Origin of the sequence: Streptomyces sp. LBL (genome assembly GCF_029893585.1) — a bacterium.
Classification (GTDB): domain Bacteria; phylum Actinomycetota; class Actinomycetes; order Streptomycetales; family Streptomycetaceae; genus Streptomyces.
The window spans coordinates 288,021-306,747 of record NZ_JARXYX010000006.1; the positions used below are offsets into that span (position 1 = coordinate 288,021).

General features: G+C 65.9%; 16 protein-coding genes. 9 read left to right on the forward strand and 7 right to left on the reverse strand.

Annotated elements, in window-relative coordinates; genetic code table 11:
• Positions 1 to 60: 60 nt before the first annotated feature.
• The 8 genes from eccB to M2271_RS10005 all read left to right on the forward strand — a co-directional run bounded on the left by eccB (position 61) and on the right by M2271_RS10005 (position 8,058).
• A complete protein-coding gene (gene eccB / locus M2271_RS09970) occupies positions 61 to 1,584 on the forward strand; it encodes a type VII secretion protein EccB (RefSeq protein WP_280886753.1) in 1,524 nt (507 codons plus the stop codon).
• Positions 1,585 to 1,673: 89 nt separating this feature from the next.
• Positions 1,674 to 2,915, forward strand: a complete 1,242-nt coding sequence (gene mycP, locus M2271_RS09975) for a type VII secretion-associated serine protease mycosin (protein WP_280886789.1) — start codon at positions 1,674 to 1,676, stop codon at positions 2,913 to 2,915.
• Positions 2,903 to 3,526, forward strand: coding sequence for a hypothetical protein (locus M2271_RS09980; protein WP_280886754.1), 624 nt, complete (start codon positions 2,903 to 2,905; stop codon positions 3,524 to 3,526). Before mycP ends, M2271_RS09980 begins: the two co-directional genes overlap by 13 nt.
• Positions 3,527 to 3,784: 258 nt before the next feature.
• The gene (locus tag M2271_RS09985) at positions 3,785 to 4,255 is read left to right on the forward strand and encodes a hypothetical protein (protein WP_280886755.1); all 471 of its coding nucleotides are present in this window, start codon (positions 3,785 to 3,787) and stop codon (positions 4,253 to 4,255) included.
• Entirely contained in the window at positions 4,252 to 5,946 is a 1,695-nt protein-coding gene (locus M2271_RS09990; RefSeq protein WP_280886756.1) for a hypothetical protein, read from the forward strand. The genes M2271_RS09985 and M2271_RS09990 overlap by 4 nt, the downstream gene beginning before the upstream one ends.
• 24 nt (positions 5,947 to 5,970) lie before the next feature.
• Complete coding sequence (locus M2271_RS09995; RefSeq protein ID WP_280886757.1) at positions 5,971 to 7,242, forward strand: S8 family serine peptidase; 1,272 nt, start codon at positions 5,971 to 5,973, stop codon at positions 7,240 to 7,242.
• 107 nt (positions 7,243 to 7,349) lie between these two features.
• Positions 7,350 to 7,688 carry a WXG100 family type VII secretion target gene (locus tag M2271_RS10000; RefSeq protein ID WP_280886758.1) on the forward strand — a complete coding sequence of 113 codons (339 nt, stop codon included), beginning with the start codon at positions 7,350 to 7,352 and terminating at the stop codon, positions 7,686 to 7,688.
• 67 nt (positions 7,689 to 7,755) lie between these two features.
• Positions 7,756 to 8,058 (forward strand): WXG100 family type VII secretion target, encoded by a 303-nt coding sequence (locus M2271_RS10005; RefSeq protein WP_280886759.1) that lies wholly within the window; start codon positions 7,756 to 7,758, stop codon positions 8,056 to 8,058.
• Between the two features lie 210 nt (positions 8,059 to 8,268).
• Here the strand turns inward: M2271_RS10005 and M2271_RS10010 are convergent, their stop codons facing one another.
• Entirely contained in the window at positions 8,269 to 8,457 is a 189-nt protein-coding gene (locus M2271_RS10010; RefSeq protein WP_348539155.1) for a DUF397 domain-containing protein, read from the reverse strand.
• Positions 8,458 to 8,468: 11 nt separating this feature from the next.
• Complete coding sequence (locus tag M2271_RS10015; RefSeq protein WP_280886760.1) at positions 8,469 to 9,320, reverse strand: helix-turn-helix transcriptional regulator; 852 nt, start codon at positions 9,318 to 9,320, stop codon at positions 8,469 to 8,471.
• A 112-nt stretch (positions 9,321 to 9,432) separates the two neighbouring features.
• On the opposite strand from M2271_RS10015, the gene M2271_RS10020 reads away from it, so the two are divergent.
• Positions 9,433 to 9,936 carry an ATP-binding protein gene (locus tag M2271_RS10020; protein ID WP_280886791.1) on the forward strand — a complete coding sequence of 168 codons (504 nt, stop codon included), beginning with the start codon at positions 9,433 to 9,435 and terminating at the stop codon, positions 9,934 to 9,936.
• 338 nt (positions 9,937 to 10,274) lie between these two features.
• Here the strand turns inward: M2271_RS10020 and M2271_RS10025 are convergent, their stop codons facing one another.
• From M2271_RS10025 to eccCa, 5 genes are all read right to left on the reverse strand, one after another.
• Positions 10,275 to 10,718: a hypothetical protein gene (locus tag M2271_RS10025; RefSeq protein ID WP_280886761.1), complete on the reverse strand. Its 444-nt coding sequence runs from the start codon at positions 10,716 to 10,718 to the stop codon at positions 10,275 to 10,277.
• 262 nt (positions 10,719 to 10,980) lie between these two features.
• Positions 10,981 to 11,625 (reverse strand): hypothetical protein, encoded by a 645-nt coding sequence (locus M2271_RS10030; protein WP_280886762.1) that lies wholly within the window; start codon positions 11,623 to 11,625, stop codon positions 10,981 to 10,983.
• Positions 11,626 to 11,628: 3 nt separating this feature from the next.
• Entirely contained in the window at positions 11,629 to 13,941 is a 2,313-nt protein-coding gene (locus tag M2271_RS10035) for a hypothetical protein (protein ID WP_280886763.1), read from the reverse strand.
• On the reverse strand, positions 13,941 to 14,468 hold the full coding sequence (locus M2271_RS10040) for a hypothetical protein (protein ID WP_280886764.1): 528 nt from the start codon (positions 14,466 to 14,468) through the stop codon (positions 13,941 to 13,943). Before M2271_RS10040 ends, M2271_RS10035 begins: the two co-directional genes overlap by 1 nt.
• A 236-nt stretch (positions 14,469 to 14,704) precedes the next feature.
• The gene (gene eccCa, locus M2271_RS10045) at positions 14,705 to 18,673 is read right to left on the reverse strand and encodes a type VII secretion protein EccCa (RefSeq protein ID WP_280886765.1); all 3,969 of its coding nucleotides are present in this window, start codon (positions 18,671 to 18,673) and stop codon (positions 14,705 to 14,707) included.
• Positions 18,674 to 18,727 lie beyond the last annotated feature (54 nt).

Genomic DNA, 18,727 nt, shown 5'->3' on the forward strand with positions numbered 1-18,727 from the left:
CGGGGACTGCGTCGCGCCCGCCCGAGCGGCCCAGGTGAACACGGGGAGAGACAGGCACAGATGGCATCTCGGCGGGACCAGCTCAATGCCTACACCTTCGCGAAGCGCCGTATGCTCGCGGCCTTCCTGCAGTCGTCCTCCGACGGCTCCGAGGAAGGGGCACCCCGACCGCTGCGCGCGATCCTCCCGGGCGCCGTCGTGGGTGTGGTCGTCCTGGCCGTGTTCGGCGCGATCGGCATGTTCAAGCCCACCGCGCCGAAAGGCTGGAACACCCCCAACGCCAAGGTGATCATCGCGAGCGACTCCACCACGCGTTATGTCGTCCTGAAAACCGGCGGACAGGTCCAGTTGCACCCGGTGCTCAACATGGCCTCCGCGAAGCTGCTCCTCAACGCGAACCAGGGCGAGGTCGTGACCGTCGCCGAGTCGGTGCTGGACAGCGGCAAGATCCCGCACGGCGTCACCATCGGTATCCCGTACGCACCCGACCGTCTCCCCTCGGCGTCGGAGGCGGGCAGCGCGAAGCGCTGGGCGGTCTGCGAACGTCCCAGCGCGGGCGGCGAGTCCATCCAGAAGGCCGCCCTGGTCCTGGCCTCCCGCGACCTGAACGCGACCGAGGGCAAGGGACAGAAGCTGACCGGGGGCCAACTGCTCTACGTCGAGGACCCGGACGGCAAGCGCTACGTCGTGGACGCGAGCGGCAGTGCGTACCCCATCGGCGAGGGCGAGCTGCTGCTGCGCGCCGTCGTGGGCTCCGGCCGAGAGCCCCAGAAGGTGTCCAGGGAGTGGCTGGAGACCCTGCACCCGGGCGACGCGCTCTCCTTCCCGGAGATCACCGGCCGGCCGGGCACCGCGGCCGGCGCCCCCGGCCAACTGGACGAGGCGACCGACAAGGTCGGCATGGTGCTCAAGGCCTCCGACCTCAACTCGGACCAGTACTACGTGGTGCTGCCCGGTCGGGTCGCCCCCATCTCCGCGTTCGTCGCCCAACTCCTGCTGTTCAGCGAGGACCTGGCCCCGCTGGGCCAGGCCGGTCACGCCAAGGAGCTGAGCCCCGGCGCGATCGTCCCGGGCCTGCCGTTCGGCACCGAACACCGCTGGCCCAGCGAGGACCCCGAGCCGGTCAACGAGGCCGCCGGGGCGGCCGGCAGCCGCAGCACCGTCTGCAACGTCCTGCGCGGCGTGAACGGCGACACGGGTGCCACAACCCTGAGCACCTGGGCGGGAACGGACTTCCCTGCCAAGCTCCCCACCGGCTCCTCCAGCGCCTACGTCACGCCCGGCTCCGGCCAGCTCTACCGCCAGTTCCAGGGCAAGGAGACCAAGGTCGGCCCCGTCTTCCTGGCCACCGACACGGGCCTGCGGTACGTCCTGCAGTCCAACGCCGACAGCGCCACGGACGACGCGGGCATCGGCACCACGGCCAAGGAGCGCGAACAGGCCCAGCAGGAGGCCCAGCAGGCCCAGAGCCGCCTGGGCTACGCCGACGTGGACCCGACACCGATCCCCGTCCCCTGGTCGGAGTTCCTGCCCACGGGTCCTCGCCTGTCGACGACGGCGGCCCGTCAGCCGCAGGGCTCCTGAGGAGGGCGGACATGCGATCCCTGTCCTTCTCCCGCCTCCTGTTCCTCCGTACGACGGCCGCGACCACGACGACGGCCGCGACCATGGCCATGGCCATGGCCATGGCCACGACCTTGCTCATGACGACCCCCGTCGTCCTCGCACCTCCCGCGACGGCGGCCGACCTCCCGTACTCGGACCAGTGCGCGTTCCCCAACGGCAAGTACCCGGGCCGCCCTTGGTCCCTGCAGCGGGTGCTCCTAGACGAGCTGTGGAGTCAGTCCAAGGGCAAGGGCGTACGGGTGGCGGTGATCGACACCGGCGTGGACGTGAAGAATCCGCAACTCGCCGACGCGGTCGACGTGAAGAGCGGCCGTAACTTCCTGGCCAAGAACCTCAAGGACGATCAGGGCAACCCGGTCGAGCGGGGCAACGAGAAGGGCACCACGGACACCGTCGGCCACGGCACCAAGGTCGCCGGCATCATCGCGGCCCGCCCCGTCGCGGGCACCGGCTTCGCGGGCCTGGCCCCCGAAGCGACGATCATCCCGATCCAGCAGAACGACGCGGAGGGCCACGGCACCACCGAGACCCTGGCCAACGCGATCGACTACGCCGTCCGGGCCGAGGCCGACGTCATCAACATCTCCCAGGACACCTCGAACGCGGTGAAGCCGACTCCCCGGCTGGAGCGGGCGATCGACGCGGCACTGGCCCTGGGTATCGTGGTCGTGGCCTCGGCGGGCAACGACGGCCTCGGCGGCAACGTCAAGGAGACCTACCCGGCGTCCTTCAAGGGCGTCCTCGCGGTCGCGGCCTCGGACCGCAACAACGAGCGGGCGTCCTTCTCCCAGTCCGGCGAGTTCGTCGGCGTGGCGGCCCCGGGCGTCGACATGATCTCCACGGTCCCCAAGGGCGGGCACTGCTCCGACAACGGTACGAGTTTCTCGGCGCCGTACGTCGCCGGAGTCGCGGCGCTGATCAAGGCCAAGCACCCGAAGTGGACCGCGAGGGAGGTCGTCGCCCAGATCGAGCAGACCGCGGAGCGCACGATCGCCGGCCACGACCGGTTGGTCGGCTGGGGAGTGGTGGACCCCGTACGCGCCCTGACGGAGGACGACAAGCCCCTGGAGTCCCCCGACCCCCGGGACGGCCTCACCCAGCAGGAAGCCCCCACCCCCGCAAAGTTCCAGCTCGGCGAAACCCCCGCCGAACGCAACGCACGGCTGGCGACGTACGTCGTGGTCGGTGGCCTCGTCCTGGTGGCCGGCTTGGGCGGGACGGCGGTGGCGTTGCGGGACGCGCGGCGCAAGCGGGGGCGACGGCTTGGGGGCGGATCATGGACGCGCTGACGAAACTGAGCGTATTCGGCCTCGTCCTGTCCGCCGGGCTGCTGGCCATGGCCTGCGTCAAGGCGGACCGCATACGGGCCTGGCGCGCCAGCATCAATCCGTCGGCCGAGGAACTGCCCGACGCCTTCTTCGTCGTCGCTCGCGTCGCGCTCGTGACCATGGCCGGTGTCGGTATCTACCTGGGCGTGCAGTCCTTCGGCGTCTCCGACGACACGTCATGGGACGACAGCGAGCTGACCAGCGCGGTGCAGGGGGCCGCGGATGCCCTGGACGGAAGCTCGGGCTTCGGCGACATGTACGCCGAGGACCCCGACCCCGACACCGACTGGATCGACGAATACGCGACGAAGATCGAGGACGAGGTCGTCGAGCACGGCGGCGGCGACGCTCCGCAGTACGACGTGACCGCGACGCCGACCGACTCGAACACGGCCTCAGAGGTGCATTACGTGGTCACGGCCTCCGGCGCGGGTACGTCCTTCTGCCTGGACGTCACCCGCACCCGGTCGAAGGACGGGGACTACGAGCCACCGGGCGTCGCGGGCGGCCAGGGAACGCTGACGATCCCGTCGTACGACTTCGCGGTGACGAACCGCGAGGGAGCCTGCTGACTTCACGGAGGGGCCGGTGGAGGATGCCCCCTTGGAGGGAGCAGCGCCCGCATGTCCAACTATCCGCCGCTTCAAGGGACTTCGGGGAACGGTGGTTGACGGTGTCTCGACAACATCGTAACTAGCCAATCACAAAGTTCAGTTGGCCGCGATTTGCACAATGGCTACAGTGGTTACTGCGTGTGTCGGCCAGGAACCCACCTGTACAGCACACGCCAGTAGGACAACGGGGAACGGGGAACGGGGAAGGAAGGCATCGTGCCTGCTGCACAGGGCCGAGCTCTCAAAGTCACTCTGGAGTCGCTCGGAGACTTCAAGAAGCGCGTGGACGCCGCGCTCGCCAAGTTCGAGGACTCGCCGGGCAGCGCGCAGAAGGTCGGGACGCACCGTCTCTCCGAAGCGTCGTTCAGCGGCGCGGGCGGCTTCGGCGAGGCGAAGGGGCTGCACCGCCAGTACGAACGCGTCCACGAGCGCCTGACCGTGCTCTCCAAGAACCTGGGCCTGCAGATCGAGGCGCTCCAGATCGCCGTCAACGGTGCGCGAGGCGACTTCAGTGATCTGGAGGAGGAGCAGCGGCGGCGGTTCTGGGCGATCCAGGCACACATCCGCCGGCAGGAAGAGGCGCAGGCGCAGGCGAAGGCCACGGAGGAAGCGGCGAAGACCACTCAGTCCGAGCGGCGCTCCGACGGCCAGCAGGTGACCCCGAAGAAAGGGGACCAGTACCAGTGAGCGGCGAGCAGAAGCAGCAGGATCCGCACGCGGCGGAACAGGAGCAGGTCACCCTGCAGGCCGGTGTCATCAACTCGGCCACCAGCGCGATGGAGATGGTCGACGGGTTCTTCGGCGGCAACATCCGCTTGTTCAGCAAGACGGACTTCGAGGGCCATGCCCTGAACGACATGATCGACATGGTCGAGTCCGCCAATCCGGAGCACCTGGAGACCGCTGGGCAGGCGATCTGGGACGCCCAGACCGCCATCCAAGAGGCTGCTGACGAACTCAAGGACCACATCAAAAGGGTTGAGTGGGAGGGTGAGGCCGCTGCCGCCTTCCACACTTGGGGTGGCAACCTTGTGCAGCAAACTGTCGACCTCGCCGCGTTCGCGGCAACCGCCGGCACACAGATCATGGCCGCGGCCACAGGGCTCGCTTCCGTCAAGAAGTCCATGCCGCCACGCGACACCCGGCTCGCCCCCAAGAGGGCCGACGAAATCCCGGCCCCCATGCAGGTCGAGGGCAACAAGGACTACGCGGCGGCGGTCAAGGCCGAGAAGGACCGCCAAGAGGCGATCAACCAGATGAACCGTCTGGCGTCCTTCTACGCGGTATCGGAGGAAGCGCTGGCGGCGCAGCAGCCGCCTACGTTCACGGCCATGCCGGATGTGGGGGTGCCGAAGCCGGATCCGGCGTGGAGGCTGTTCAAGCCAGGCGAAGCTCGAGGTAGCGGGGAACTTCGGGCAACTCGTGAGTCTGCGGTGTCCGGACATGATTCATCTAGTACGGCGTCAGGACATTCGCGTTCGGGAGACACCACGCCGCCGCTCAAGTATGTGGACGACTCGACCATCCGGCCGGACGCGGACGGAAACGTCGCCACGAAGATCGACAGCGTAGGGACTCTGCCGCCTCAGGAAACCGCGAGGCCGACGACGAGTTCGACGCCCCCGGTGACCGTCACAGGTGGGGGCAGCGGAGGGTCGGTTCCTCCCTTCACCTCGGGAACAGTTCCTCCTGCTCTTGGCAGGCAGACGGGCCGAGCCTCAGGATTCGGCGGAGCGAACGGCAATAAGCTTCCTCTCCAGGCACAGGGTCGCTCCGGAACTCCTAGCGGCACCACCGGCCGCGGCACCACGGGACCGATGGCACGTTCCGCCGCTACCGGGCAACCGGGCGCCCGGGGCGGCGGCTCGACCGCCGGCAGTTCCCCCATGGGCCGGGGCATCTCCGGCGGAACACCCCGCCCCGCCGAGGGACCAGTGAGTGGCCGCGCCGGTGGCGCGGGTCCCACGGGGGCGGCACGAGGTAATGGTGTCGTCGGAGGAAGACCCACCACCGCTGCCACCCCAGGATCGACCGGTTCCAGGAGGGTGCCCCGCGGTACGGTCGTCGGCGCCGAGGGCAACACACGCTCCCGCCCACCTGCCGGCAATGTCGGACAGCGAGGCGTCATCGGGGCGTCGAACTCCACTCCTGGCGCTCGTCCGGGGCAGCCTGCCCGTCCCCCTGCGGGCAATTCCAACGGAGTTGTCGGTACGCCCAAGGGGAGAGCTCCCGCGGGGACGAACGGGGGAGTGCCTGGTGGCCGCGCCGCGGCCGCACAGGGCCCGAAAGGAAATCGACGCAAGACCAACCGCGAAGACCGAGAGGGCGAACGTCAGCCCGAGACGCAGCGGCGCGACGCACCGCCGGCGACCGACTGAACACGAGCGAGGATCTACAAAGGCATGACAGTGACCAGCCCGAGTGGCCGATTGACTGCGTATTTTGCAGGAAGCGCCGGAAGACGTGTGTCCACCGTGTGCGCCGCACTCGGTGCTTTCGCCATCGTGTCTTCGGGGCTGGCGCCGAGTGCGGTTGCCGCCGATGTCCAGTCGAAGCAGTGGTATTTGGACGCGATGGACGCCGAAGGGCTGTGGAAGATCAGCAGGGGCGAAGGCGTCAAGGTTGCGGTTCTGGACAGTGGCGTCAATCCCGAGACCTCGTCCCTGAAGGGCCAGGTGCTCGCAGACGAGGTGCCCCACACTGTCTCTTACAAGGCCACCAACGACTACGACGGTCACGGCACGAGCATGGCGGAGTTGATCGCTGGTACTGGTGACGGAGATGGGTTGCAAGGGCTGGCTCCTGGCGCGAAGATCATCCCTTACCGGGTCGTCACCAGCAGTTTGAAAAACAGCGCTGACAAAAAGAAGACACCTGAGGTGGCAGATGCGATCACTGCTGCCGCTGACAGTGACGCTCAGATCATCAGCATGTCCTTCGGTAGCGACATCATCGACTTCGACGTGGAGAAGGCGGTCAAGTACGCCGAATCCAAGGGAAAGCTGATGTTTGCCGCCACCGGCAACGATGCTGAGACAAAGAACTTCATCGGATACCCGGCTGCATTTCCGTATGTCGTCGGGGTAGCAGCTGCCGATAAGTCGGGCAAAGTTGCCAGCTATTCAGAGCACGGTAACTATGTCGATCTAGCAGCTCCGGGTGTCAACGTCCCACTATGGTGCGACGCGACATTCCAGTCCTACTGCCCAAAAAGCGGCGGTACCAGTGCCGCCACCGCCATCACCTCCGCCTCCGCCGCCCTCATCTGGTCCGCCCACCCCAACTGGACGGCCAACCAGGTCCTCCGCAGCCTGATCGACACCGCGAACCGCGACTGGCCCAAGGACAAGCCGAGCAACTACCTCGGTTACGGCTTGATCCGGCCCAAGAGGGTGGTGACGAACAGCAACATCAATCCGGGGCCGCCCAACTCCGATCCCCTCAGCTACGAGAACGGAACCGGCGTCACCGGCGTCACCACCTCCCCCTCCGTTTCCGCCCCACCCTCGTCACCAGCCCCGAAGAACATTTCCGGCGGCGCCACCCCGGCGGCAGTATCAAGCTCCAACTCCTCCGACAACAACACCCAGTTGTACGTCATCCTCGGCGCCGTTCTCGTCGTAGCCATCGGCGGCGGAGCCTTCGCCGTGGCACGCAAGAGGCGAACTGCCTGACCGCTTCCTGTACCAGCGCCCGCCCCACCCGGGTGACGCGCAACTCGGCAAGCGGATCTGTAACCCCCCTGTAAGCGACAGCGAATTCCACGAAGGGAAGTCCGGCCATGGCAGATGGGCAGAAGCTCAGCGACGGCGAAGTAATCAAGCTCGAAAAGGAAATGGTCCAGCGGTACGAGTCGATCCGGGGCCAGCTCAGCAGCCTCCAGGGAACCCTGGACACGATGGAGGCGAACTGGCGGGGTATCGGTGCCAGCGCCTTCAACTCCAAGCAGGTCGAGATCAACGAGCGCGTCAAGCACATCGGCGGGCTCCTCACGTGGTTCCTGGACAACCTGAACGAGACGCGCAAGATCACGAACAAGAACGAGGACGCGGTACGCGCCACCATGCAGGGAATCGATGTCCAGTACGGCGGATCCCAGTCGGCTCTCAACAGCTACTGAGCGACCCCCTCACGCAGTTCCTGGGCCACCGCTTGCCCGCATGAAGCCAATGAAGAGATGAGGAACCATGGTTAACGTCCACAACGACGAACTTGCTGTGAAGTACGGCGGTCTCGACTCGATCACCACCGAGCTCGGTAACCAGGCCAAGAAGCTCGAAGAGGACATCCAGGCGCTCAAGGCCGCGGTGCTCCGTGCCGCCGCCGGCTTCGAAGGCGAGGCCGCGAACGCGTTCGGCCAGAAGATGAAGGAATGGGACACCGACGCCGCCGCCATCCACACGGCGCTGGTCAGCATCGGCCACAAGGTCACCCAGGCCAGCGGCGACTACCGGGGCGGCGACCTCAAGGCGGCCAGCTACTTCCAGTGAGCTGCTGAGAACACGACACAAGGGGTGGGCACGCACGGGAGGTGCCCACCCCCAGTCGTGCCTGCTGACCTCAGCACTCAGGTAGATGCGGAGAAGCCAGCACCAAGCCCCATCAGCTTGAGTGTGCCCTCGAGGAGCACCCGAAGACGTGGGCCCGCCAGCTCCCACTCGTGACTGGTGAACGGGCCGTCCGTTCGCACTGGTGCTTGATCAGGAAAGCCGGCCTTCGGCTACTGCGTTGGCGAATCGCGACCATGCAGCCCGGTCTATAGCGGCCCAGGGAAGCTTCGGGTTCTTCGAATCGCGGATAACGATCAGGTTTTTGTTCTGGGCTATCTCGACACAGTTGTTGCCGGACGCCTCCGAGAATGATGACTTAACCCACTTCAACTTGGACAAAGTGCCTTCCCTTATAGATCCTTGGAAATTTCGAGGATTCGGTCCCTCGAACGCTTGGGATCCAAGGCTACTTGTTCGACAGCGTCCAGGCGGCGGCGGAAGTTGGACAACTGCGTGGGGGAGTCGAAGAAGACGGCCCCGATCGGTGTGTCCAGCTGAACGGTGTCCAGATGCGGGTTGCCGGCAGTTGCGTACAACACCGAGTCGCCGGCCATGGGAAAACCGCCGACGCTGAACGGGATGACGAGGAGCGTGACGTTCTCGCGCTCACCTTCCTCGAGAAGATGGTCGAGTTGCTCTTTCGCGACGCGACGCCCGCCTACCTGCATGTGAAGGGCTGACTCATGAATCACCCCCGTATACGTCACCGGCGGCGCCTTGGTGATCACGGCGTGCCGGGCGAGTCGTTGGGCGATGCGGAGCTCAACTTCAAGTCGCGGCAGTGAGGGGATGAACAGGTCGAAGAGGGCGCGGGCGTGGTCCTCAACCTGGAACATGCCGGGGATATGGGCGGTTTGCAAGGTTCGGAGCGACGTCGCGTGATGCTCCAGCTCCGCCACGTCGAGGAAGTCGGGCGGCACTTTGCCCCGGTAGTCGTCCCACCAGCCTGAGCTGCGGCCGCCCGTCATGGCTGCCAACGCGTCGATCAGTGTCGGGTCGTCGCACTCGTAGATGCCCGCGAGGCGGCGCAGTCGCTCTTCGCTGACGCCGAAGCGCCCGGCTTCCACGTTCGAAATGGTTGTACGGTCCGTGCCGAGCAACTCGGCGGCTCTTGGAGCGGACAGGCCGGCGGCCTCACGCAACCTCCGCAATTCCGAGCCGAAACGGCGCTGACGGACTGTGGGGGTCTGCCGTGGGGCCATGTCTCTCTCCTCGCTCGCGCTCAGTGTGCACGGCATGCCTGTACGCGTCCATCGAACAGGTGGCTTCAACCCGTTGGAGCTAATGTGGTATCACCCGTTGCGTCCAGGGTCTATGGTGTGGCTCAGATCACCGTCAAGTCTCCTTGTGAGGTGCACGTTGGACGCCCAGATCTCTCCCAGCTCCCCCGTCTTCGACACCACCCCCACTCGCATCGGATGGGACGCATCTGTGCTGGATCCGTACCGCCCAGTGACCGAAGCCCGCCACCGTTCCCGCGTGTGGCTTCAACAGCACTGGAATCTCCCCGACTTGGCAGACAGTGTGGAGTTGGCGGTCGGCGAGCTGTGTGCGAACGCAGTGCGGCATGGTGATGGACTCGCTGGGCTTGAGCTGATTCTGGGATCGCGGAGACACTTTGCCCCTCGAGTCCTACGCGTGATGGTGATCGACCATGCCCCGAGCCGAGCACCGGAACTCCCGGGCGACAACGACCTGTTCAGCGAACGGGGGCGCGGGCTACGCATGGTGGATTCCCTGGCGTGGCGATGGGGCTGGCATCGCATGGGCTTCGACGAGAAGCAGGTCTGGTGCACCTTTGTCATCGAACCGCGATGAGAGCGTTCAGGTCCCAGTGGCGGCTTCCGATGGGCTTGAGCGTGATGGGTTGAAGTAGCGGACGCAGTGATCGCCTCTCTTCCTGTGACCCAGGCCGAGAGGCGATCAAAGGCCAGCCTCATCAGGTTGAACTCGTTGAGTCCGCGGGCTGCTGACGTTCCTTGATCCCTGAGGAACGAGTGGATCACGCGGTATGCGCAAGGATACGAGCTGACGCCGGGGAGTAGGAGAAGCGGCATCAGCTGCGGCTGAAGGCACGGCCGTGCGCGCGGACTACTGATAGTCGGGGTCATGGCGCGAGGCATGGCGCTCGCCGTTGCCGAGCTTGGCAGTGTCAATCAGTGGCACTCGGTGGAGTCCTCAAGTGCCTTGGTATAAGCCATAATGAGTTTCTTCATCGCGTCGGAGTCGGATCGGTCCGGGGTGAACACCTGGACCACGGCGTAAAGACCTTGATCGGGATGATCCGAAGACTTGCAAGATGCTGAGGTTTTGCCTACGGGGCCCGTGCCGGAGTAGATATAGCGACCGTCATCGGTCGCTTGGCCGTCATCCATCTTTTCGTATCCGGCGGAGACACCGGACGCGCGTTCTCCTCTGCCCCACCAAGTCTGTCTTTGCCGGACCGCTAGATCGTCATCGACGATCACGTCACACCATTTCGTCCCTCCGTTGGGAGACGAAGGCTTGACGGAGACGGAATCACCGTTCGGCAGGAACGCGTTGAGCAGGTTGGGGTCGAGCGAAATTCCGCAGAGAACGCTTGGCGCCATATACTCCATCTTCTCTTCTCCACCTCCACTTGAGCATGCGGAAAAGGTCAGCAGTCCGGCCAATGCTAAGGCGACGGAAGCCGACGCTCGGACAATTTGCGGCTGGCTGGCCGGGGGGCGGGACATAACGAATTCCTCTTGCTCGAAGTCAGAATTCCGTCTCAAGATGCGGTGACATTTGCTCAGTGTTCGTCGGCCGCATCCCTCAAGCCCCGCTGCGCACGCTCCTGCGTCCGAACGGCGGTGGGGTCGAAGACGTGCTGTCTCCAAGCTATGACGTACCACCAAGGTTGGGCGCCATGTCGCATTTCGCCTTGACGTGGGCGTACGAAGCGGCATTCTTTGCCAACTTGATCAGCTCATCGCGCGCCGCGGCATCGTTGGTGTTTCCCTCCTGCTTCAGCTCAGTAGAAACGCTGAGATTATATTGTCCGCCTGGAGCTTTACCGGCAGAAGTGCACGGTACGAAGACGGCCGCGAACCTACTGGAGGAGACCGCTGTATCGCCGGCCGTGAAGGGCGTCAGTGACTGGATGGAGACCTCGTTCGAAGCCGTTCCCTTGACCCACTGCGTCCAGCTAGTTGCCGACTCATCTTCCATCAAGCGCGCCTTTGCCACCAGCAGCTGTTTCCCGCCTCCGGCGACGAAACATGAAGATTCGAAGTTCGTGTCCGTGACATCAGTACGAAGATCGATATTTTCGTCGAAAGAGTAAGAGGATTCCTCGGGCAGCACCTTTGTCAGTGCGTCGACGGCGTTGGATGAGGAGCCCAACGAAGAGCAAACCTCTCCTGCTTTGATCTCGCCCTTCTCCCTGAAAGGTGGAAGTTTGAAAATGTATGCAATTCCCGCGAGGAGAGCCAGTGCGACTACGGCTCCGACGGCGAGAAGGACAAGGGGGCGGCTGAGTTTCAATTGTCAATCTTCCGTGTCGAGTTGCCTGGGAATTCCCTCGCCATCGAAGTAGTCGTGAATCTTCGTGCGAGCGCTGTCGAATCCACCCTCTGCAGAAGTTCCTACGGAAGCCTCGATGAGTGGATAGCTGTGGCCTGAATTCTTTCCTGCTTTATGAGCCGCCGCTTCGACTGACGCGTAGGTCGAAGACTTAGTGTCCTCAATCTTTTCGCCGTTGCGGTAAACGACCTCTCCGGAGCTATCCTTCATGGAGCCCTCGGTGATACCACTGATAATTTCGTCGGCGGCCGTGCCAGCCAAGTCTCCGATGACGGCTCCACCAGGGCCAGTGAGAGGCGCCGTGGCCATACCGACCCCAATGCCGACAGCAGTGCCACCCCAGGTGCCGATACTTTCGATCTTGGCGTTGTAGTCGGCATCCTTGACTCCGCCTTCGAGTTCGCTCTCGTAGGCGCGACCTGCGCCGATCATGCCTTCAATCTGCCCCGCGGTTCGGGCGATGTCGTCGATTCCTTGTTTGAGGCGATCTTTCTGATCAAATGCCGGGTCGTTGGCGTACGCATCAGGATGCTCGAAGTGGTACTGCATCAACTGCGTCGTATAGCTGGTCTGTCCCAGATTTACGGCCGCGTAGCTATCGGGATTGCGGCCGAGTGTATAGAGGAAACGTGTGGTGTCCCTCTCGCTCAACTCGGCTGCTGTGCCAGCGATGGGGAACAGTTGTGCCTCGCCCTCAGTCCCGGCATGAAGTCCGCGATGAACGTCCGGCATGTATTCCGCTGCAATCTGGCCCATGCTGTCGGACATGTAACTGTGCTTGGTGAGGCGTGTCGGATCTTCCGCGATGGATGATACGAGACTCTCCGTGATCTTGGCCTGATCGGTGTTGTGCGGAGGCGTGTCTGACGTCGGCATTTCTCCCGCTGGATGTCCGGTTGTCGCCGCCTCCAAGGCCAAAGCCAGGTTGTTCCGCCCGGCGATGCTGTCTTCGCCCTTGTCGTCCCTGTCCTGCGGCCAATCGCGCTCCTCAAACAGGTAGTCGAAGTTGCTGAGAGTCCTCTTTCCTTCCTTACCGTCGCCGTCAGTGTCGTGCGTGAAGTCGTGGTCCTCGTCCTTGGTGACGAAGGTGCCGTTGAAGAACTCCGTTGCCGCATCCGGGCTATTGGACAGTCCCTTGAGGTAACCGGTCATGGGGTCCCAGCCCGAGTCGGTGCCCGTGCGGTTGAGGAGGGGATCGCCGCCGGTGCGCGTCCAAGCGCCGTGGCGGCCGTTGTCCGTGAACTTCTTTTCCGTCTCGACAAGCTTGTCGCCGTAGTCGACGAGGAAGCGGTCGTCGAAATCGCCCCACCGCATCAGGTTGGTCATGACCTGGCCCCCGAGGGGGAAACCGCCGTTGCGTCCGACTGGCTTGTCGGCCAGGTCGATCATCCTGGTCTTCCAGTCGGACATGGCGGCGCTGTCACTCTGCGAAGCCGTGGCGAGCGTGAGGCTGAGGTTCTTCTGAAGGTCGTCGTACTGGTCGACCCGTTTCTGTCCCAGTTCCCAGGCGCTGTGAGGGTCGTTGATGCCGGTCCAGAAGTTGAGGGTTCCGTTCGGTCCGAGCGATGTGGCGAAGCGTTCCGCGAACAGATCGTCGTTCGCGTATTCCTTCAAACCCTTGTTGAGCCGGTCGAACTCCTCGACCGTCAAGTCCTCGGGCTTCTTCTTCGCCAACTTCGCCAGCTCATCAGCCGTCTTGACGGCCTTGTCCGCCGAGTCCCGGTCCTTGTAGCTGGCGTCCGAGAAGCCGACGGCGCTCTGGTCGGCGATGGCCCGGAGGACGGTGTCGGCTGAGGTGTCGCTCTCCGTAGCTCCGTTGAGAAGCTTCTGCACCTCGTCCCGCAGAGCCGTGACGTCGCTTTCCTGGTGCTCGGGAACCGTCGTGCCCTTCGCGGCGCGATCGGGGTGGATGTTCATGGTGACGGTGAATCCGCCGTCGCCGGTGGCAACCACCGTCAGGTTCTTCTTCAGTCCCCGGTCGATCGCGTCCTTCAGTTTGTCCTGGTAGTCCTTCAGCTCGTTCCGTGTGTCCCGGAGGATGTTCCGGATCGATGTCGCCTGCGTGTGGGCGTCGGCGAACTCGCCGGCCGTCTTGCCGATGAACTCTTTCGACACGGTGGCGTTGTAGCCCGCCCAGTTGGCCTTGTTGGCGGCGCCGCGGAGACCCTTCTCGGCGTCGTCCTTGAGGGTCGAGAGGTCGTCGACCATCGTCGACCAGTCGTCGATGGCAGTGTCGAGCTGGCTGAAGTTGGCGAAACGAAGGGCGTCGAGATCCATCAGTTCTTGTCCTTCTTATCGCCGGGCTTCTCCTCGGGGACGCCGTAGACCGAGTTCTTCTCGCCCGGGCCACCGACCCTTTCGTCGAAGCCCGCGTCCAGCAAGTCGATGCTGCTCATCTGCCGGCGGATGTAATGGTCGTCGTTGGCGTGCAGCTTCTTGGTGACGGTCATGTGGTTGGCGATGTGCGCGCATGCGTCCCTGAGGGAGGCCAACTGCGCGTCCCAGCGCGTCGCCACGTGGTTGAGCCCGCCGCCCAGGGCGAAGCCGTCCTTGGCCAGGGTCCCCGCGGCGGTCTCGCTGCTGGGTACGGCCCTACGGCCCTTGTTCCACAGGTCGTCGTAGAGGTCGAACGCCTTCTTGCCGATGTTTGAGAGATCGCTCTGGCTGACCTTGAGGTCGCCGTACGAGCCGGGATCCGAGGTGTAGCCTCCACCGCCACCGGGCTCCAACTGGTTCAGCTGCATCCGGGCCGACTCCCCTTGAGCCGCCTGCGACTTCAACTGCTCCCACTCGTCCCACGCCATCGCGTGAACCCCTTCCCCGTGTCCCCGTGAAACCCCGCCCGTCGGGCGGGGTCCCTTCGCCAAGCCAACAAGAGATCAGATCCGTGACCCAGTTCAAGCGAGTTCACGGATCTGACCATTTTTTCCACAACTCATCGCCGCACGGCTTGACGGTGGTGTGACGGGAAGATCCAGTCACACCACCGTCACCTCATCTCACGTCTGGCACCAGCTCAGCACGTCGATGCCACCGGCTCTCAGTACACGTTCTCCGCCACCAACCCCACCTGCACCAACGGCTTCCCCCTCCGCCGGGACACGAAGACCCCCCGCCCCGCAGGCATCGCCCGTGGCCGGATCCCGCCGAGGAGGTCGCCCTCCGCGGGGTCGCCGGCGAGGACCACGCCCTGGGCGCCCAGTTCCTTCATGCGCTGCATGAACGGCTCGTACGAGGCGCGGCCCGCGCCCGCCGTGGAGCGGGCGATGATGAAGCGGACGCCCACGTCCCGGGCGAACGGCAGCAGCTCCGTCAGACCCGCCAGCGGATTGCCGCTCGACGTGGATACGAGGTCGTAGTCGTCGATGACGACGTACACCGTCGGACCCTGCCACCAGCTGCGGTCCCGCAGTTGCTGTGCCGTCACGTCGGCTGTCGGGGTCCGGCGTTGCATCAGGTCGGCGAGGGCGGCCATGTGGTGGTCCATGGCGTTGGACATCGGGATGTACTCGGCGAGGTGGGAGGACGGCGTCACGTCCAGCAGCGAGCGCCGGTTGTCGATGACGAACAGCTTGGCCTCGTTGCCCGGGTACCGCTCCGTCACCTGCTTGACCAGGAGCCGCAGCAGGTTCGACTTGCCCGACTCGCTCTCGCCGAAGACGAGGAAGAACGGGTCCTGCTCGAAGTCGACGAAGACCGGTTCGAGGTTGTCCTCGTCGAGTGCGAAGGCGACGCCGCGGCGCGGGAAGCGATCGCCCGGAGGCAGCTCGTGGGCCGGGAACTCCCGTGGCAGCAGGCGGACTTCCGGCGCGGGGGGTGCCTGCCAGTGGCGGGTCACCTCGGTGGCCAGTGCCTGCGTGGCGTCGGAGAGGTCCGTGTCGGAGGCGAGCCCGTCGATGCGCGGTACGGCCCCCATGAAGTGCAGCTTCTGCGGGGACTGGCCACGGCCGGGCACCCCCGTGGGGACGTTCGCGGCGACCTTGCGGTCCATTTCGGAGTCCATGGTGTCGCCGAGCCGCAGCTCCAGGCGGTTCATCAGGTGGTCCTTGAGGCTGGAGCGGACCTCCATCGACCGTGACGCGGTGAGGATCACGTGGATGCCGTAACCCAGGCCGCGCGCGGCGATGTCGAGGACGACCGGGTCCAGTGACTCGTACTCCGTACGGAAGTTGCCCCAGCCGTCGACGACCAGGAACACGTCACCCCAGGGCTGGTCCGTGAGCGAGATGTCGCCGCGCGCCCTGCGGGTGCGGAAGTCCGCGATCGACGGGATGCCCGAGGAGCGGAAGTACTCCTCGCGGCGGGTGAGCACGCCGTACACCTCGGCGACCGTGCGCCGTACCTTCTCCGGGTCCAGTCGCGAGGCGACCCCGCCCACGTGCGGCAGCCCGGCCACCGCCGACATGCCGCCACCGCCGAAGTCGAGGCCGTAGAACTGGACCTCGTACGGCGTGTGCGTGAGCGCGAACGACGAGATGATCGTGCGCAGCAGCGTCGACTTGCCGGACTGCGGGCCGCCGATGATCTGCATGTGGCCGGCCGCGCCGGAGAAGTCGGCCCAGAGGGGGTCGCGGCGCTGCTCGTACGGCTTGTCCACCAGGCCGACGGGCACGACCAGGCGGCCGGCGCCCTCGTAACCGGGCTGGGTGAGGCCGCGGCCCGGTACCGCGGTCAGACCGGGCAGGAGACTGTCCAGCGACGGCGGGCTGTCCAGCGGCGGCAGCCACACCTGGTGCGCGGCCGGGCCCTGTGCCTCCAGACGCCGCACGACCACGTCCAGCACGGTGTCCGCGAGCGCCTCGTCGACCTCGGGGTCCGCCGCGGTTCCCTGCTGCGGCACCGGCACGTACTGCACCGGGACCTCGGCCGCCGTGAACAGCACCGGCCGCCGGTCCATGGGCAGCGGGCCGTCACCGAGCGCCCCCAGCTGCGTGCCCGAGCGGTACACGCCGGAGACGTACGCCGCCTTGAACCGGACCATCTCGTCCGTGCCGAACTTCAGGATCCCGGAACCGGGCACGTTCGGCAGCTCGTAGGCGTCGGGCACACCCAGCGCGGCACGCGACTCCGCGGCCGAGAACGTCCGCAGACCGATCCGGTACGACAGGTACGTCTCCAGACCGCGCAGGCGGCCCTCCTCCAGGCGCTGCGAAGCCAGCAGCAGGTGCACGCCGAGCGAGCGGCCGATGCGGCCGATCTGCACGAACATCTCGATGAAGTCCGGCTTCGCCGTCAGCAGTTCGCTGAACTCGTCGATCACCAGGACCAGGGACGGGATCGGCTGCAGCGGGGCACCGGCCGCGCGCGCCTTCTCGTAGTCGTGGATGTTGGCGTAGTTGCCCGCGTCCCTCAGCATCTCCTGACGGCGGTTGAGCTCGCCGCGGATGGAGTCACCCATGCGGTCGACGAGAGTCAGGTCGTCGGCGAGGTTGGTGATGACGGCCGCCACGTGCGGCATCTGCGCCATGCCCGCGAAGGTCGCGCCGCCCTTGAAGTCCGCGAGGACGAAGTTCAGCGTCTCCGAGGAGTGCGTCACCGCCAGCCCCAGCACCAGCGTGCGCAGCAGCTCCGACTTGCCGGAACCGGTGGCACCCACGCACAGCCCGTGCGGGCCCATCCCCTCCTGCGCGGCCTCCTTGAGGTCCAGCATCACGGGCCGGCCGTCCTCGCCGAGGCCGATCGGAACCCGCAGCCGCTCGGCGAGCGACCGGGGCCGCCAGGTGCGCTTGGTGTCCACGGACGCCGCGTCACCGAGGTTCAGCAGGTCGGTGAACTCCAGGTTGGCGAGCAGGGGTTGGTCGTCGTCCCCGCCGGAGGCGATCCGCAGCGGTGCCAACTGCCGGGCGAGGGCCTCGGCGGACTCGTACGAGAGCGCGTCGGGAGTCCCCTCGTAGACGACGCCGTGACCCGACTCCAGGTGCAGTGCGTCGGGTTGTACGACGATGGAGAGTTCGCCGCCGCCGGTGGTCAGCTCGCCGGGAACGACCTCGAGGACGGTGACGCCCTGGAGCCCTTCGGGACTGGCCAGCAACGAGTCCGGCGGCAGGGAGAGGCCGTCGAGTACGACGACGATGTGGGGTTCCTCCGGCAGGGGCGCCGCGTTCGGATGGAAGCGCGGGCGGCCGCTCAGCCGGGTCGCGAGCAGGTTCTCCAACTCGCGGGTGTCACCGTCGATCAGCCTGCGGCTGCCCGCGCCGTCCACGGCACCGGGCGCCTGGACGTGAGGCAGCCACTTGGCCCATTCCCAGTGGGGCAGGGCCGCACGGCCCGCGGCGACCACGACGACCAGATCCTCGGGGGAGTGCAGCGCGGCGAGCGAACCCGTCACGGCCCGGGCGAAGGACCGTACGGACTGCGGGTCGCCGCTGATCGTGACGTGGTAGAAGGCGCGCAGCGAGATCGCCATCGGCAGGTCGTCCAGGGTGCCGTGGACGGCGAGGAAGCGCTGCATCGCGCCCGCCGTCAGCGGCTCCAGTTGCTCCACCGGGCCGGTCTCGGGCGCGACCACCGCAGTGGCCAGCGCCTGCGCGCCCAGACCGATGCGGACCTGCGCGAAGTCCTCGTCCCCGGAACGCCGTTCCCACACCCGGCTGCCCTCGGCGACCAGCGCCCACAACTGCTCCGGGGAGGGATGGAGGAAGTACTGGGCGTCCCGCTGCGTCCGCGCCGTGTCGACGGCCGTGCGCCGGGTCTGCGCCAGATAACTGAGGTAGTCGCGGCGCATGTCCGCCAACTGCCCCTGGGAACCGCGGCGGAAGCGCACCACCATCGCGATGGACATGGCGACCGTCGAGGCGATCATGACCATGCCCATGATCTTCATGAACGGCTGTCCGCTCGTGAAGAAGAAGACGACCGAGCCACCCATGCCGAGCGTCGGCAGGAGTTGCATCAGCACGCTCTCCTGGCTTCCCCGCGGCAGTTCGGGCGGAGGCTGCAGGACGATCTCCTGCGTGGGCACTTCGGACGGCAGCGCCCGAGGCGGGCGCTTCACGACGATGTGGCTCACTGCTCACCCATTCTCTTGGCCGGCCCGGGAGTCCCGTCCGCCGCCCCGTGTCAG

Excerpts from the sequence above, each read along its gene's own strand:
- M2271_RS10020 (WP_280886791.1), top strand. The coding sequence starts at position 9,433 with ATGGTGTGGCTCAGATCACCGTCAAGTCTCCTTGTGAGGTGCACGTTG.
- M2271_RS10005 (WP_280886759.1), top strand. The coding sequence starts at position 7,756 with ATGGTTAACGTCCACAACGACGAACTTGCTGTGAAGTACGGCGGTCTC.
- M2271_RS10040 (WP_280886764.1), bottom strand. The coding sequence starts at position 14,468 with ATGGCGTGGGACGAGTGGGAGCAGTTGAAGTCGCAGGCGGCTCAAGGG.
- M2271_RS10025 (WP_280886761.1), bottom strand. The coding sequence starts at position 10,718 with ATGGAGTATATGGCGCCAAGCGTTCTCTGCGGAATTTCGCTCGACCCC.
- M2271_RS09980 (WP_280886754.1), top strand. The coding sequence starts at position 2,903 with ATGGACGCGCTGACGAAACTGAGCGTATTCGGCCTCGTCCTGTCCGCC.
- mycP (WP_280886789.1), top strand. The coding sequence starts at position 1,674 with ATGGCCATGGCCATGGCCACGACCTTGCTCATGACGACCCCCGTCGTC.
- M2271_RS10015 (WP_280886760.1), bottom strand. The coding sequence starts at position 9,320 with ATGGCCCCACGGCAGACCCCCACAGTCCGTCAGCGCCGTTTCGGCTCG.
- M2271_RS09995 (WP_280886757.1), top strand. The coding sequence starts at position 5,971 with ATGACAGTGACCAGCCCGAGTGGCCGATTGACTGCGTATTTTGCAGGA.
- eccB (WP_280886753.1), top strand. The coding sequence starts at position 61 with ATGGCATCTCGGCGGGACCAGCTCAATGCCTACACCTTCGCGAAGCGC.
- M2271_RS10035 (WP_280886763.1), bottom strand. The coding sequence starts at position 13,941 with ATGGATCTCGACGCCCTTCGTTTCGCCAACTTCAGCCAGCTCGACACT.
- M2271_RS10000 (WP_280886758.1), top strand. The coding sequence starts at position 7,350 with ATGGCAGATGGGCAGAAGCTCAGCGACGGCGAAGTAATCAAGCTCGAA.